This window comes from Enterococcus sp. DIV2419 (assembly GCF_051711865.1).
Taxonomy (GTDB): Bacteria; Bacillota; Bacilli; order Lactobacillales; family Enterococcaceae; genus Enterococcus; species Enterococcus faecalis.
This window is the reverse complement of record NZ_JBIONS010000002.1, coordinates 1-16729: the sequence shown is the minus strand read 5'-3', so window position 1 is coordinate 16729 and position 16729 is coordinate 1. Positions and strand designations below refer to the sequence as shown.

The following is a 16729-nucleotide window of genomic DNA, read 5'->3' as shown; positions in this document are numbered from 1 at the left end:
AAAAACACCTCGAAATCTTGTAGAATTAAAGTCGCCGAACCCATTCTAAGGAGAAATCAATAAGTCCTATACTAAGCTTATAAAAGAAACTCTAAACATTCTATACTTAAATGTTACTTTTGTAAAAAGAAAAAAATAAACGGATAAAAATGTTATCTCCGAAAATATAGTTTTTACTTTTTATGGATAATATTCCTAAAACGGATAAATAGTTTAACTAACAATACATTACAATTGAGAAACCAAATATCTTTTTCTATGAAGATTACTTGGTTTCTCAATTTCAATTTAACTTAATTATTTTGCATTTTTTCTTTATATGAAATATAAAGTAATTTATTTGTTTGTTCAATATATTGATAGATTGCCATTCTCAACATATCTGTTATCCCTTGTATTTGATTAATTGTTTCTTTTACTTCTTTCTCATTATATACAAAAGAATCATCCTTCCATATCAATGTTACTATTAATTCTACGTTCCGAATTTGTAAAAAATACGTACAACCAAATGTATTGCCACATTCACGGCCGTATATAAACATGCTTTTCTCACTCTTTCTTTCTGATAATCTTTTTATCTAAATTATTTAAATTCTCGTACAATAAGAAATACATCTTTTACATAATGAAACGATTCATACATCTAATTTATTTCCCATAAAATGTAGCTGAACGATGAACCATTAAATTTTCTGGGAGCTTATCTTGATATACTACAAAATCCCTAACTTGTATCTTAAAAGAAAGGCGCTTACATTCAAATACTTCCTCTTTATTTAATCTTTTATTCTATTTCTGAACATTTTTAACCTTTCTTTCTCTCACCGAATATTGATACCTATACTCATCCCATGTGGTAAACAAATAGATAAATAACAAAAAGAATATCCCTAATTTAATCAATAACGGTAAAAATTGCATCAACATGCCACATAAAATCATTACCACAACTAATCGTCTATTCATTTTATATACACATTCTTTTTTTACTAAAATAAGGTTATCTTCTCTAACTGAACATTGATACCTATACTCATCCCATGTAGTAAACAAATAGATAAACAACAAAAAGAATATGCCTAATTTAATCAGTAATGGTAAAAATTGCATCAACATGCCACATAAAATCATTACCACAACCAAACGCCTATTCATCTTATATTCACATCCTTTTCAGTAAATGTAGTTACCTTAAACTGTTCGTAAAATGCATCATTTTTTAATTCAGCTCTACTTCAACTTCATTACAAAAAAACAACCTTATTTGATTAATCATAAGGTTGTTTTTTCACAATTATTTTGGTGTGATATAACTCAACATACTAGTTTGATTTGCTGCAATAGTACGAGTAGATACGACATTTAAGCCTTGCACATTCATTTCAGAAATGTAAATAGATCCATCTTGATTCACCTTCTCAACAAATGCTACATGGCCATAGATTGGGTCTGCACCCAACACACCTGCAGGGAAAGAAACAGCTGTTCCAGCTTGTGGTGTACGACTAACTACATAACCTCGTTCTTGACCTGTCACTCCCCAATCTTTTCCGTTTCCCATAGTTAAATCAATGTGTTTACCTAATTGAGTAATTCGATTATAGACATATTGCGTACAATTTCCCCAAGCATAAATATTTGATGTATCATAGTTTTCACCGTTATATGCAGGAAAATTAGATTCTGTCATTTCTACCGTTGCTTTCGGATGATCATACATCGTTAACTCATAGGTTTCAATCAAGCTATTTAATTTTTGGTCATATTGACTATCTGTCGCATAACGCCCGGTTAAATAACGAGTAGCTTCTTGATACGTTTTTGCATTCTTTTTCCAAACACCTTCATAATAAGTATTATTCCCAACTAGTCCTTCTTTCAAGAGTTTAGCATAGTCTTTTAGGCTTTCTTCGTAGCTTGGATATTGTCTAAAAGTAGCTTGGGTAGTATAAAGTATTCCATTACCTAAATCTTCTTGTGTTGCAAAAGAAACTCCTTTTCCATTATGTGTTCCTTTAATCCCAAATAAATTATAATATGGTGTATTTGATAATAAACTTTGACCACTAGCAGATTCTAAAATCGCTTGCGCAATCATTACGGAAGCATATAAATCATTTTCTTGACCAACTTTTCTTGCTACTTCACCAATCTTTTGAATAAATTGTTCTACACTTTCATTTCTTTCAAAACGAATAGTTCCATCAAAAGAAAGTGTACTTTCTGATACTAACCCTTGAATAGGTTCTGAAGACGCTTGATGGTATTCTTCTTCTACAACAGAGGTTGTTCCTTGATTTGTTGTGCTTACTTCTGTATTAGTAGAAGTAAAAGATTGTGTTGCTAGGTTTTGTTGGCTCGCAGGCATTTCTGTTGTTGAGGAATCCGTTGGCTTTGAATCTTTCTCAGATTGACTTTCTTCCGGTTTTTGTTCTGATTCTGCTGATTCTGTCTCAGGATTGCTTGAATTTGAATCTATAGATATTTCTGGTTCTTCCGGTTTTTCAGGCATATCAGGTTGTTCTTCTCCTATTGAAGAATCTGTAGGAGGGGCTTCTGGTGCTGATTCTATACTAGAATCAGCATTCCCTTCTGCTTGATCTTCATTAGCTTCTTTTTTTATTGTCATAGATTCTGTAGAAAGAGGCGTTGACACAGATTCTTCTCTTGCAAAAACAGCAGGCGTATATCCAAATACTTGACTAACTACTAATAACGTGGATAGTATTTTACTTTTTTTCACATTGCTTCCTCCAGTATCTTATTTTTAATGCTTGTTAAAATTTTTGACATATTTTTTTATTATCTAATGCCAATTGCATATTTTATTTTGCCAAAGTAAATTTCAATCTATGTAATTACATAGGTTTATAAATAACTATTCTATCTTTTGTTATACTGATAAACTAATAGAAAAGATAATATTCCTAATAACAATACGCCAATAACTTTTAGTACTAAAAAAATTGTGTTTAAGCAATTTACTAACACTACTATTCTCCCTCTTTTGAATAAACATTTTTTAGAAAATTGAAATTCTACTTCTTTTCTTTCTTAAAAACTCCATCATTATTCTAACCATATTTAATACATACTAAAAAGGTTCATTAATGGTATACAAGCTATAAGTAGACATAAAATGAAGGTCAACTTATTTATATAAATCATAAAAATATGATGAAATTTCAAAAAAATCTATCAATCTTTATCATGGAGGGAAAACTCTGTCTAGTTTATACAAATGTAATGTTCTACAGATAACTATCTCGCAATAAAATTAAACTACGTTCTGAAGTGGAATAAAATTCAGTGAACTCCATACAATCAAATATATCTGAAAGCTTTATAAAGAAAAACTTTATCTTAAAAAATAGTTTGTGTATTCACATCCTACTCTATCACTAATTAAAAGCCTTTTATCTTCTACAAACAGAATACTTGATTTCAAAGTTATGTCGCATGTTAAAGGTGAATCGAAGTACAATTTATAAATAATATTATTAATAAATAGGTCTCAGACTATATGCTATTTCTTACTAGTCAATTTCCATTAAATAAACAGCTACATGAAAATTGACTAGTTCTTAACCATTTTTTTAGTTCAGTTGACTGTTAATCATAAAAATATATACAATACTTAGCACAATCACCCCTACAGAAGAAATAAGCATGATACCATTTACGTATAGATAACTTTTTTTGATTGATTTCGTAAACGTTGTTTTGTAGTCGTTGAAAAAAAGCAAACTATTTAACACTAATAGACTAATTCCTACTACTAATAAACAAATTGGTAAGTTATACATTATTCTTTCGCTTCCTTTTCTTTGTTTTTTATAGAAACAGGGACATATACTAACTCCAAGTAAAATTCTTCCTAAATAGAATATATGAGATTATTTTCTCCATTCACACTAAGTAATCTTTGCAAAAATACTTTTTCACCTACAACTTGATTGGCTACACAACTGCACTTATGTTAACATCGCTTCGAGTAATAGCATTTACACTACTAATTATTCTTAACAGTTGGTAAGCTAATACTATAGGTTGAGTTAACTTAATTATTAATCCCGATTTGCCTGTATCTGTTTCACTATCGCATGAATCACTCCAGCTCCCAATACTGCTATATTATATACCATACATTCAATTACCAATTCATTAATGTTCATTTCGTTTTTATTTGTTTTCTCCGTACAATGATATAAATTGTACCTACTACACTAATAACGACTAATATATATACGCTATAAGTTATCCAGTTGGGAATATAAACTTTAAATACCGATTTAGTATTGATTTCTTTTGCTTTTTCTGAAGTAATCATAAATTTCTTTTTAAACGTCCATTCATTATCGTTTGTTTTTACTTTTCCTTCAAATACATATGATCCTGGTTTTAATTCTTCTTTTTTCCAATCAAATTGGAAAGGATATACAGATTGAGGCGCCATTTTTACATTTTCTTTTTTCGTTTCCTGAATTGTTTCTGTTTCTTTTTCATTCATAATTTTTCCCGAAACAATTGCTTCTCCAAATAAGTACGGATTTGGATTTAAAATATTTGCTTGAACCACTTTCTTTCCATCTGAAAGAATTGCACCTACACTTTCTAATTCAACGGATTTATTTTGTTTGATTTCTATCGATGGATCATTTGTTAATAAAACACCTAATGTATAACTATACGTATTTCCCACCGCTACACTTTGATTTTTTTTCGCTTCATTTTGTTTTTCTGAAACAACAATACCACCTAAAATAATTCCTTCTTGTTTTTCTTTAGGCATTTGTACATCTAAAGTAGTTTCAACTTCACTTTTGGGAGCTACTTTTACTTCTGCTACTTGCGGTTTAACAATTGATGTCAATGGTACTTTTAAACTTGTATGATCTTTCAGCGTTCCTGTATAATCTACCAAACCATTTAAATTTGTATTTGCATTGGTTACTTTTATATCTAGTATCTTCTCTATCGAAGAATCATTAATCAACTTCACTTTGATTTGATCTTGTGCTCCAGGTTGTTCATCCAAATAAAAATAGCTTACATTTTTATCAATTTGACGTTCATTCGGTACCCCTTCAATCGTATATCCTCCCATCAAATCAGTAGAGTTTTCTTCCGCATGAACACCATACGCGTTAGCAAATAACGTTAAAAATGCTATTACCCCATACGCTATCCATCGTTTCATTGTATTTTTCACCCTTTCTTGTAGAATATTTTTATATTAAAACTCATATGTATTCTTATCACAAAGAAAGAGAACTCCCTCTTTCTTTGTGATAAGTTTATTATTTTATGTTAAACACTTGGAGTATCTTCTAAATTCCAGTTGATGTTCCCACTATATGTTCCTGCAGCTACTGTAGATACTTCTGGAATAACTAATTTAGGGTCTGTGAATTGGTAGTTGTATACACCATTCATTGTTTTTCCTGAAACAGCTTTCATTACTTCAACTTGAGAACTTTGCTCAATATTTAAAGTAGTTGCAGTTGTAGTAACTTGACCTTTTGTAAGATCGCTTAAAACCCCTCCTTTATTTTCTTTTACATTACCACCTGTAGCAGTAATTTTAGTACCTTTCATATATCCATTTGAATCATTTGTCCATACCAATTGTGCTTTCAATGACCATTTTTGATTATTTTTACGTGTTTTGTCTTGGATACCTACATTGTATTTAGTTGCAGAATTATTAGCTAAATCTACTCGTTGTTCTCCTGATTCTTTTAAAGTAGCACGGCCACTTAATGTATTTGGTACATATGCAATCCCATAAACGCCACTAATTTCAGTTCCTTTATCTCCGCCGCCATCTACTCCACTTGGCAATGTTGGTGCATCTGGAGTTTGATTAATTGTTAATTCTGCAGTAATTGGTGTTTGAGCTGCAGCTGGATCTGGCGTTGTTTGATCAACTGAAGTTTGCGCAAATGCACCTCCTGCTCCTAATAATGTTGTTGAAACTAATAATGTTGTTCCAAGTAATCGAATACTTTTCATTTTTTACCTTACTTCCTTTCAATAGAATTTTTTTAGCCAAGTGATACTTATCACTTAACTTTACAATTACATCTTATACGAAAACAAATAGAGATGACTCTAAATAAAAACAATCTCTGATATAAAAATTTACAAAAATAAATATTGACAATCTGTTAAAAACAGTATAATTTGTCAAATTTAAAATAATAAAATAAGTGAATTTACTTCAAAAATACAAAAAAATAAATATATTATCTATTTTTACAAAATTTAATAAACTAATCCGTTAGTATTTTTATAAAATTTAATAAACTAGTCTGTTATCATTTTTAATTTTTGTTTATTTTTACATATGAATATTTTCAAATTTTAAAATATAGAATAATTTAATCACTCAAACTCAGCTTGAAACTTATTTCCAAAAAAATCATAAAAAGAAGAGTTGCCCTTGATTATTGGCATGTTTATTCTATACCTTAAATTGACCACAATTATCGTAAAAATAATCTCATTATTGCTTATTCCAAAAAGAAAACACAACTTGGATATAGTTATGCAAAATCATTTTTAGATGATAGGAAAAAAAATTGGATTTACACTTTCCTATGTTTGTATTTTTATCAACATCTCTTTTTTGTGAATTACAAAAATACCCTGAAATCCTGTAGAATTAAAGTCACTAGCTCATTATAAAGTTATTTAAGCCATTTACCACTGTCTGTGCGGGAAAAAATACTTCCCTTATACTAAGTTCATCATTAATCACTTCTATATCTTACAACACATCGATCAGACTTTTCGAAACCATCGAATGACTTGGTAAAATTACCTATTAAAAAATTTAATTTTGATCAAAAACGACAATGGAAAAAACTCAAACAGCATACTTTCCTATATTCTTGAGTTAACACAAGGCTACACGTTTTACCAAGATGTTTTTATGTTGCTCATAAGTGTTAAAGCAGAATGTCTATGGTTTTCGTAACTTTTATAAGTTTAATTATGGATTTTTGTACAATAAAAACAAGCAATAAAAAATCCAGAGGAGAAACTCCTCTGGACAAAACGCGATTCTACAATTTTTCTTTACCAATATTATTTAACAAAAAGTACATTTTTAGACTTTACGCTCACCTTGTGTTTTCGTTTTTATATCTATATTCAGATTCAATTATTTATAATACTTTTTAACTTTTAAACACTCTAATTAAAAGCGACACAGTTGGGAAAAGCATAATTAAAAGAGTTAAATAAAATAGATTAACAATGATATTTTCTAAAGAAATTGGACCTAACAACCCAATAAGATTAATTCCCATAAGAATTAATAGATTGAAAAAAGCAGCACACATAAGATCTTTAACATTAGATCTAGTTTTATAATTAAAAGTATTTTTCCAATAATCGCTATACATTCTTAACATAAAATTTCCTCCAATACTATACAATAAATTACAAAAAGATGTCATATTTATATTTTTTTAAATCTGTACTCTAATAAAAATCATCTTTAAATATTTTAATTAATGGAATGTTTAGTTCATATAAGTACCTCCCCATTAAATTATTGAAGTTCTTATTCCCAACAATATAACAATCTGGTTTAAAGAACGATTTAGGAATATAGGCTTCTATCAAACTTTTGCTTATTATTTGACTATGAGTTTCTTGTGTTAAAATCTTTACATATTTTAAATCTAGTTTTTTTTTCATATCTATTAAAAGTTCCTGTATTTCTTACAACTTAAATATAAAAAATAAATTAATAGTCGTTTGGAAATATGTGTTCACACAGAATCGTTACTTCCTATGCAGTTCTCTGATGAACTTCTTACGCTTTCACGTAAGCACAGACTATATCTTATCCGTTGGCTTTACCCAGTACGGCGAAACCACTTCCACACACTTGTGTGTACTTCCCGCAAGAGGAATAGTCGTTGAACCTTCTCCTGTTCGGAGCTTGGCTGCTGATTGCCCATTGTTTTTTGCATTTAGGATTTAACCTTGTGCTATCAAGCAAATTTTTTCTGCTTTCGCTACGTTCACGCTTGCCTATTTTTCAAAACTACGTTGTCGTTTCACTTGTTTTAGGGTTTCCCAGCAATTCAGTTTCTTTGTTTAACAGTAAAATTATACTGTTAATACACACTAATTTCTCAATGTGCTGACTGTAATATTTTATCGAATAAATAGTCGACAGAAAATCATCTATAAAAGAAATAGAAATCTTCATATTCAATCAAATGCTACTTGTTTCTCAGATTTATTAGTGTAAATCAATACCACTTTATTTTGGAAATTCTTTTCAACTAGCTCTTTTAACATTGATATAACAGGTGTAATACCGATTCCTGATATAATGAACATAATGTTTGAATCGAAATTTTTTATTTCAAAATTACCCATTGGTCCAAAAATTGTTACTATATCATTTTTTTTCATTTCTTTTATTTTGGTTTTATAAATAGATGAACTTAGTCTCATAGCGAACGATAAAGTATTTTCATTAGGATGACTAACAATAGATAACGCTCTATGCATTAAGTCCTTATCATGATACTTTTCATTTTCTATTTGTAATTCTACATATTGTCCAGATGTAAATATAAAATCTTTTGGTTTTTCAAATGTAAGTAGAACTGTATCTTTTGCAATTTCCTTTTTGCTAATTAATTTAACCTTTCTTGGATCTGCCAACAATTTTTTATCTTTCTTTTTCAAATCCCATTCCATCGTTTGAAGTATTCTTTGAGCACATAATTCTCCACTTAAAATTGCTCCTGTAAATCCTCCACCAGGAAATGTCCAGCTTCCACAAAAATACAATCCTGAAATTTTAGATTTGAACTTTGGTCTTTTAAAATTACTTTGAGCTACAGACTGATCAAATCCATATGGAGTTCCATTAGGCGTTTTAATATAGTTTTGAATAGTTTTAGCAGTCCCTACTTCAATATAGTCGATAACTTCGGAAATGTTAGGAAAATGATTTTCTAATCTCTTAATTAATATTTGGGCAATACGTTCTTTTTCTTTTATATATAAATTTCTAGACATTCCTTCCCAATTTCCTAATTTATCTGTCGTACAAATACATGCAAAGCACTTATCTTTTGGAGTTAGACCACTATCAATTTGACCATAATCTACTAATACAAAACCTTTATTTTCATTATCAAAGTAGCTTCCGTAACTATTAATAATATCTTTCAAGCTAGAGATATTTTTTCCTTGAATAAAAGTAGAATAAGATTTCACACCATATTTTTTCAAATTGGGAGCATTTATTCCTAGATAAATTGTTATTAGACTAGCTGCAGGTGTAAAATTTTTATAGGGAATAACTATTTTATTTCCCCACATCGTGGGTAAAAGTTTTCCTGTAGATTCTATAGAAATATTTGAAATAACGCATTGACTATAACATTTTGTTATTCCATAATGTTCATTACATGTATCTATAAATTCAATACCTTTTATTTTTGAATCATCTACTATTATTCTTTTAACCGTCTTATTCGTTAAAATTTGTCCACCATTATTTTCGATAATATTCGCCAAAGTATTGGATAATTTTTGTCCACCACCCTTTATATACCAAGCACCACCTAAAAAATAGCCAGCACAAGCCACAGAAAAATAAGTCATATTTAACTTATACGGATTATCAGAGTAGTAACCTAAATTAGCAGTTAAAACTAACTTTAATTCTTCATCAAAGATATTTTTATCCATCCACTCTCCTACCGTTAGTTTAGATGTTTTAAAAATATTAGGAAATTTTAGTGGAAAAATAGGTAGCATAAAATTCCGAATCACACCCTCATTCGGTAACTTATAAAATTCATGTTGAACACTTTCAATTGTCTTTATAAAATTAGTAATTCCTTTTTTTTCTTTAGGATATTTTTCTAATAAAAACTGTTCAATATTTTCTTTACCATGAGGTAGTCTAAGTTTTTTTCCATTGGGTAATACTATCTCAAATAATTCGGGAATTTTTATCATATTAATTTTGTTACCTATATCCAATTCTTTAAATAGATTATTTTTAATTTTATCACTGTCATTAAATCCATCTATTTCGTGTAACCCAACATCCATTATATACTCTTTGCGCTTAAAAGCAGTGGCACATCCACCAACAATAAAATGTTGTTCCAATAATAAAACTTTTTTCCCTGACATAGATAACCTTGCACCTGCTGTTAATCCGCCTAATCCCCCACCGATAATGATGACATCATACAACTTTGTCGTTTCTCTCCTTTCAAATTTTTTTATCTTGTTACACAAGTCTTTTTATTATATAAAGCATAGCCACTTATTAGTGTAATGACTATGCTTTATTATGATTATTTATTATGGAACCATTCGTAAATTCCAGTTGATATTTCCTGAATAGTTCCCAGCTGGAAGTTCTTGAGGACTATCATGATTAAAGAATACGTCCCCTAAATTTACGTTATAAACAGAATATCTTTGTTTATTCTCTGTTGTATTAACTAAAATATTTTCAGAAGAAGTAATCTTAAAATTATTCTTACTTACAACAGAACTATCAGTATTTACTTTCAAATCATTATTATTAAAATTATTCACACCATCATTTTCATTTAATTTAATATCAGATGAAGATGTAGTAGAAATATAAAATCCTGGAACTGACTCCGTAGTATCTCTTAATACAGTTGATAATGATGCTCCTAATTCCCATTTTTTCTTTATTTTATCTTTATCTTTTATTCCAATGTCAAAACTAGTATTTTTAGTTGCTTGCATTTGTAAACTTAATTCATCAGATAAAACTTTACTTCCGAAATCAAAAGCTTTTGGCATATATACTAATCCAAAATTAGAATTTAACTCTATTTTTTCATTATCATTCAAAGGGTCAGTGTATGGCTTACCATTAGGACCTACTGGATTAGGATTTGTGCGAATATTATCTAATAGTGTCACATTTACATTGGTAGAAGCTTTTGAAAAGTCCGTTTCTTGGTTTTCTTCTTCTGAACCGTCTTGCTCTATATCATTACTTACACGAATAGTAAGTTCTGCTTCAGTTTTATTATTATCAGAGTCCTTAACAATATATTTAACTTTATAATCTCCAACTTGAGAAGCATTAAACTCAGTTTCAATCTCTGTGCTATTTGAGTTTATCTCAATTGGACCATCTTCTGGATCAGTTGCAGTAATTAAAGAGTACAGATCTATAGACTTGGCTGGTTTAATAACTATATTATCATTTAAAATAGTTATTTTAGGTGATCCACCTTTTTTTATTCGATTAATAAAATCAGTAAATTCACTTCTATCTTCTTCCCGTAATGAATTATATAATTGAATTAAGTTATTCTTATAATTCATCAAGACAAGTTTGTTTTCTATTTCTTCATTAGTTAATTTTTTCATAGCTTCTCTTAGATCATTTATTGCTCTTTCTTTTTTCAACGCATATAAATTTTCATTATAGCTTTCTTCATTTATAGAAACTTTTTTAAAGCCAGTAGAGGTAAGTATATACTCAGTATCTTTTTGAGTAGTAGAATTAAAAGGATCTATTTTATTGGTAATTCCACTAACAATATTAACATTCTCAGGTTTCTCATGATAAATTTTTACCTTATCACCAATTTTTATAGAGATTTCTTGTTTTAAATTGTTAGGTTCAAGATAGCTGTAGTACCCATTTCCAGTAACTTCATATGATTTTTTTATTTCATTAGTTGTTCCATCAATAATACTTACACTAGAATACAATTGACCTTCAGGCCATGATTGATTACCTAAATTAGCTGCTCCAAGAGTAATAGTTAACTTAGTTAACTTCTTATTTAATACTCCTCTAATACCATCTGTATTATAGATCCCTCTAATAAAAAATTGGTCTCCATTATATTCAAAGTCTGACCTTTTTTCATACACTATATTTACTTCTGTATTTTTATTTTGATAAATTGTTGTCCATTGAGGCTCAATAAAATAATTTTCTCCTACATATGGAACAAATATATTATATATTCCTATTGGAATATCTGTTAGTGTCATTTCTTTATCTGTAATCTGAATATTCTTAATATTATTATTTTTATCTGTTAATTGAATAGTTTTTCCATTTAATAACTTGAAAGTCTCATCTTCAATTTTAATAGTTAATGAACCAGTTAGACCAAATTCGGCTAATTCATCCGTTAGAATACCTGAATATTTATCTTTTTGTTTTATTTTTTTGATTTCTTCTAGTTTGACAGGATCAGTCACCACATCGCCTAGTATTGAAACATTTTTTAAATTCTTCATATTAAATATTTCTTCTCTTAACACATCAGAAATATTAATTCCCCAACTATCAAAATAAGGAATAATATTTATGCCATTATTAGCAAATGTTCTAACCCAAGCTTCTTCATTAGGAGGGTTATTTCCTTCTAATTTTTGTCTTCGATACCATTTATACATATCAGCTAATATAGTATCTTTAAATTCAAACGACTGAAGTAAATTTTCTAAAATATAAAATTGTCCTGACACATCAATATCTTTAAATTTCTTCTTTTCATTTAATCGTTGATTATTATATTTTTGTTCATCTCTAGTAATGTCCAAGTAATAATCGTTCCAAGCATATATATCCTTATCATGTTGAATTGCATAACCAAAGAAATTATTAGAAACTTCTCCCAAGTTCATTGATCCTTGTGACAGTCCTCCTTGGTATCCATGTCCTACTTCATGTAAACCACCCCAGTTAGGCTCAAAAAAAGAAGCAACACTAGGATTATTTACACCAATATGATCAGTACCATAGTATGCAGCACCTGCTCCATGAGCATTTGCACGAACAAAGAATCTTGTTTTAACTACTTGATCAAGTATATTTTCTGGTTTTTGTTCCAATCCAATCATTTCATCACAACGATCTCTAACTTTTTTATAATATGTCAAAAAATCATCTAAAGTTTTAAATGACTTTTTCCAATGATTCACTAGCTTATTTCTATCCATATAAGGAACTAATACAGTTAATGCATCTCCCTGAATAACACCATACTGATCTACAGAATCATTCCATTTTGAAAAAAATTGTTGTTCATTATCACCTTGATGATAGTAAGGGACCGAATCAACATCCTTTAGTTTAACCTCAAGTAAAATATCCTTTTCTTGATCAGCTTCTTCTTTTGTATTTAACGGTGTATAAACAAAAGGAACAGATTTCCCTGACTTACTAGATAAAGATGTATGACTATTAGAATTAATCATCACAGTCGTCCCATCCGTATGTGAATCATTTGTTACTACACTAACTTTTAAACTAGGGCCTTTAATTACTTTTACTTCTGCTTTTTTTCCTGCAGGAATTTCTATCCCTAGCATTTGTCTATCTTGATGATCTGCTCTAGCAACACCTTGTAATGTAGTATTCCAAGTTGAAAAGTTATTATACACTTTACGAATTACTCTTGAATCATCTGTATCCGATACCACTACTTTTGTTTCAAATGTTTGCTCATTATTATTAGAATCTTGAACTTTATATACTACTTTATAGGTTCCGGCAACATTCATATTAACATTAGTACTTTGTACTTGAATTTTGTTTGTTACGTCACCATCTTCAAAATCATTAGCAAATACACGATACTTAGAATCTTTAATGTCAAACTTTTCACCAGTTCTCAAATACACTTCTTTAGCTCCATAAAAAATAGGCGCTCGCGTTTCTGAATAATAATAATTTGTTTTTTCTTCACCGTATGCTGGTAAAGAAAACAAAAAAGTTGACAAAAACATAAATGGAAATAAATAATTCTTCAGTTTATTATTACTCAAATAAACTCTCCTCCTTATTATTTAAAATAAAAAAGCAAGAATTTTATTCAATAAAATATTCTTCATTATTAATATAACCAATTAAATTTTTTATAAAAAAATATTGTTATCGGCATAATTATCTCTTGTAAATATTTATTCAATAAAGATACTTTTTTCTCCTTAGTTAAATTTTATTATAGACAATTAATCACATCTATAAATCAAGACTTTAAAATATATTCAAAAAATTCTTGTAAATCTTCTGTAATAGAAAACAAAGAAATAGGAAATGTTTTAACTTGTCTAACTATTTCATCTGATATATTCATTAGCGAACGTTCACAAATAACAATACTACTATCAATATCAATATAGACAGGTAAAGAATCTAAAGAATAATAAAGAATATTATCTATTGAGATATAATCCATATTCAATTTTTTGGTAATCCATTCTCGATAAGTAATATGCCCAAACTCATCTTCTGCAACAATAAAAATATTCCATTTTTTTAAACTATTTGTTAACAATAATGGAGAAACTTGCAAACAAAATTTTTCTAAAGTAATATCTGAAATATTAATAGGTAAATTATATGAATCTGCCCAATCAAGTACTATTGGCCGAACTTCATTTACTAATTTTCTTTGTTGTTTTCCAAGAAAATAATGCTTTTCTACCAAAAACATTTGTCTATTTAAAAATATTGAAACAACAAATCTTAAAAAAGGTTTCTCAAACATAATTTCTTTGAAAAGCTCTCTTTTGAAGTGATGTTCAAAACGATGAATTAATTCACCTAAAGCTGGAATTTTATCAATACGATCTTTTCTTAATTGGTTGTATGACATTAGTAAGTACTGATAATTGATCAAGTTCTGATTCAACAAACGATACATCATAGCGATATATGCTATTTCATGTTCATTCATTTCGTATTGTTTTAACAGAGTCTTTACTTCATTAAATAATATACCTGAATGAACATAACTCATGTCTGTATCTGAAACGATCAAATTTTTATCTTTTCTTTTGAGCGACAAATAAATAACTAATTGAAAAAAATGATATTCTCTATAGTTAAGATTGTTAGAAAATTTTTTTACAAACATTTTAACAATACGATTGGCTTCTTGATACGTTCTTTGATCAATTTGAGAATCAAATAAATCAATGCGCATCCAGATAGTTAAATAAATCAACCTATATTTAAATTCGTCATCTATAAATTGACCATTTTCAGACATAATATCGTTTTCTTTTAAAAAGTCTTCTACTTTTCTTTTTAAATTAAAAGCTTTAGCTACGGAAATATGTTCTTGTTCAACAATTTTTATATAATTCGTTTTACCCATAAAATAAAACGCACATACTCTTAAAAAATGTGATTGTTGATATATCGTACTAATTAATTCATAACGCGTTGCACCCTTCCAAAAAGAAACTTCAATTATTGAAGAGCTTTCAAAAATAACATTTATTTTTGAATTTAGTACTAGAATATTTTCTATATCACGTTTAATTGTTATTTTACTAACTTCTAAAATATCCGCTATATCTTGTATTTTTATCTTTTTTAATTCAAACAAGTATTCCATTACTTTTATCTGACGCATTACATCTTTTTCAATATATTTTTCAATCATAGCGTTTATGCTCCTTAATCTTTAATACTCTATCAACTAATAAACGACTATGATCAATTATTCTTTCTAATATATTTTTTACTATATATCGAAAAATATGATGGAAATCTCATTGTTCTACTAAATATCGTATTAATATAGCGATAGCGCACTAGCAATACAAAAAAGTTTAACCTTTTAATACAAAAAAAGCAATTTCTTTTTATTAAATACAATACTATTAACTAAAAAAAATATCTTTAAGTCTAGTTTACATCCTACAAGAATATTACATAAAAATAATGCTTATTAGAGCTCTTCTTCATATACTTCAAAAGCATATGAAGAAGCTTCTCTATAATCTGTTATGCAATGATTGTTATTGAATTATAAGACTATAATTATTCGGGAACAACTTGAAGATCCCATGTTACTGTTCCTGTATACGTAGAAGCTGGAACATTTTCTACATTTGGAATATTTAACTTAACTTCTCCCAAATCGTAATCATATACACCAATATGTTTTTTTGCAGTATTAGATTTCATTATTTCTACTGGAGTAGTACCTATTTCCACATTAGTTCTTCCAACAACCTCACTATTACATTCTTCTAAATCACTATCTTTAATAGGTACTTGACCAGTACTTATATTTTTTTTCACTTCTCCTGTAGCATTAGTAGTTTTGATTGTTGCATTTTTTAAATAGTCATTTGACCATGTCAGTTTGGCGGTTAAAGTCCAGTTTCTTTTTGAATCATCTCTTACACCAACATGAAAACTTTCAGCTTTATTAAATACTATTTCTTGATTTCCATCCTCATTTAAGGTCTCGTTAGGAATATTAAATGCTATCGGCTGATAAGCAATACCAAAATCACTTACAACTGGATTAACTTCATTATCATTAGTAGTACTTGAATCGTTGGGCAACCATTCTGCTTTGAAGGTTACATCAAACAAATCTCCTATATTAGTAATAGAATCCAAATTTTTAGAAGCACTCCAGCCTTTAAATGTATTATCTTCTAAACTAGGAGTATTAGTTCTTATCCATTGTTTAAATGAATCCAGACTAAGTTTTTCATAAGGTGCACAAACTGATTCAAAATAACGCTTTGTCGTTGATGCAGTTTTTTGCGTTTCATCACTAGTAAATGTTCCTCGATTACCATTTAAAACTGGCATCGAATACGGTTTCCTTTTATCACTATTATAGTTATAAGAGTTTAAAGTTGTATCTTCAGTTGCAATTAATAATTCTTTTTCTTCTTCAGCTAA

General features: G+C 28.6%; 10 protein-coding genes. All 10 read right to left on the bottom strand.

Annotated elements, in window-relative coordinates:
- Positions 1-293: 293 nt before the first annotated feature.
- Positions 294-545: a hypothetical protein gene (locus IGI97_RS13095; RefSeq protein WP_438738892.1), complete on the bottom strand. Its 252-nt coding sequence runs from the start codon at positions 543-545 to the stop codon at positions 294-296.
- Between the two features lie 752 nt (positions 546-1297).
- Positions 1298-2746, bottom strand: coding sequence for a glucosaminidase domain-containing protein (locus IGI97_RS13090; protein ID WP_438738894.1), 1449 nt, complete (start codon positions 2744-2746; stop codon positions 1298-1300).
- 853 nt (positions 2747-3599) lie between these two features.
- A complete protein-coding gene (locus tag IGI97_RS13085) occupies positions 3600-3809 on the bottom strand; it encodes a hypothetical protein (RefSeq protein ID WP_438738896.1) in 210 nt (69 codons plus the stop codon).
- A gap of 365 nt (positions 3810-4174) precedes the next feature.
- On the bottom strand, positions 4175-5203 hold the full coding sequence (locus IGI97_RS13080) for a DUF916 and DUF3324 domain-containing protein (protein WP_438738898.1): 1029 nt from the start codon (positions 5201-5203) through the stop codon (positions 4175-4177).
- Positions 5204-5313: 110 nt separating this feature from the next.
- Complete coding sequence (locus IGI97_RS13075) at positions 5314-6018, bottom strand: WxL domain-containing protein (RefSeq protein ID WP_438738900.1); 705 nt, start codon at positions 6016-6018, stop codon at positions 5314-5316.
- Between the two features lie 1169 nt (positions 6019-7187).
- Positions 7188-7424, bottom strand: a complete 237-nt coding sequence (locus IGI97_RS13070; RefSeq protein WP_438738902.1) for a hypothetical protein — start codon at positions 7422-7424, stop codon at positions 7188-7190.
- An 811-nt stretch (positions 7425-8235) separates the two neighbouring features.
- Positions 8236-10251, bottom strand: a complete 2016-nt coding sequence (locus tag IGI97_RS13065; protein ID WP_438738904.1) for an FAD-dependent oxidoreductase — start codon at positions 10249-10251, stop codon at positions 8236-8238.
- A gap of 111 nt (positions 10252-10362) precedes the next feature.
- Positions 10363-13839: an immunoglobulin-like domain-containing protein gene (locus IGI97_RS13060; RefSeq protein ID WP_438738906.1), complete on the bottom strand. Its 3477-nt coding sequence runs from the start codon at positions 13837-13839 to the stop codon at positions 10363-10365.
- A gap of 203 nt (positions 13840-14042) precedes the next feature.
- Entirely contained in the window at positions 14043-15467 is a 1425-nt protein-coding gene (locus IGI97_RS13055; protein ID WP_438738908.1) for a helix-turn-helix domain-containing protein, read from the bottom strand.
- Positions 15468-15847: 380 nt separating this feature from the next.
- Positions 15848-16729 (bottom strand): WxL domain-containing protein (locus IGI97_RS13050; RefSeq protein WP_438791811.1); only part of this gene is annotated, 882 nt, incomplete at its 5' end.

What these genes read in the sequence shown, in the direction of transcription:
- IGI97_RS13095 (WP_438738892.1), bottom strand. Translation starts at nt 545, where the DNA reads ATGTTTATATACGGCCGTGAATGTGGCAATACATTTGGTTGTACGTAT.
- IGI97_RS13085 (WP_438738896.1), bottom strand. Translation starts at nt 3,809, where the DNA reads ATGTATAACTTACCAATTTGTTTATTAGTAGTAGGAATTAGTCTATTA.
- IGI97_RS13080 (WP_438738898.1), bottom strand. Translation starts at nt 5,203, where the DNA reads ATGAAACGATGGATAGCGTATGGGGTAATAGCATTTTTAACGTTATTT.
- IGI97_RS13075 (WP_438738900.1), bottom strand. Translation starts at nt 6,018, where the DNA reads ATGAAAAGTATTCGATTACTTGGAACAACATTATTAGTTTCAACAACA.
- IGI97_RS13070 (WP_438738902.1), bottom strand. Translation starts at nt 7,424, where the DNA reads ATGTTAAGAATGTATAGCGATTATTGGAAAAATACTTTTAATTATAAA.
- IGI97_RS13055 (WP_438738908.1), bottom strand. Translation starts at nt 15,467, where the DNA reads ATGATTGAAAAATATATTGAAAAAGATGTAATGCGTCAGATAAAAGTA.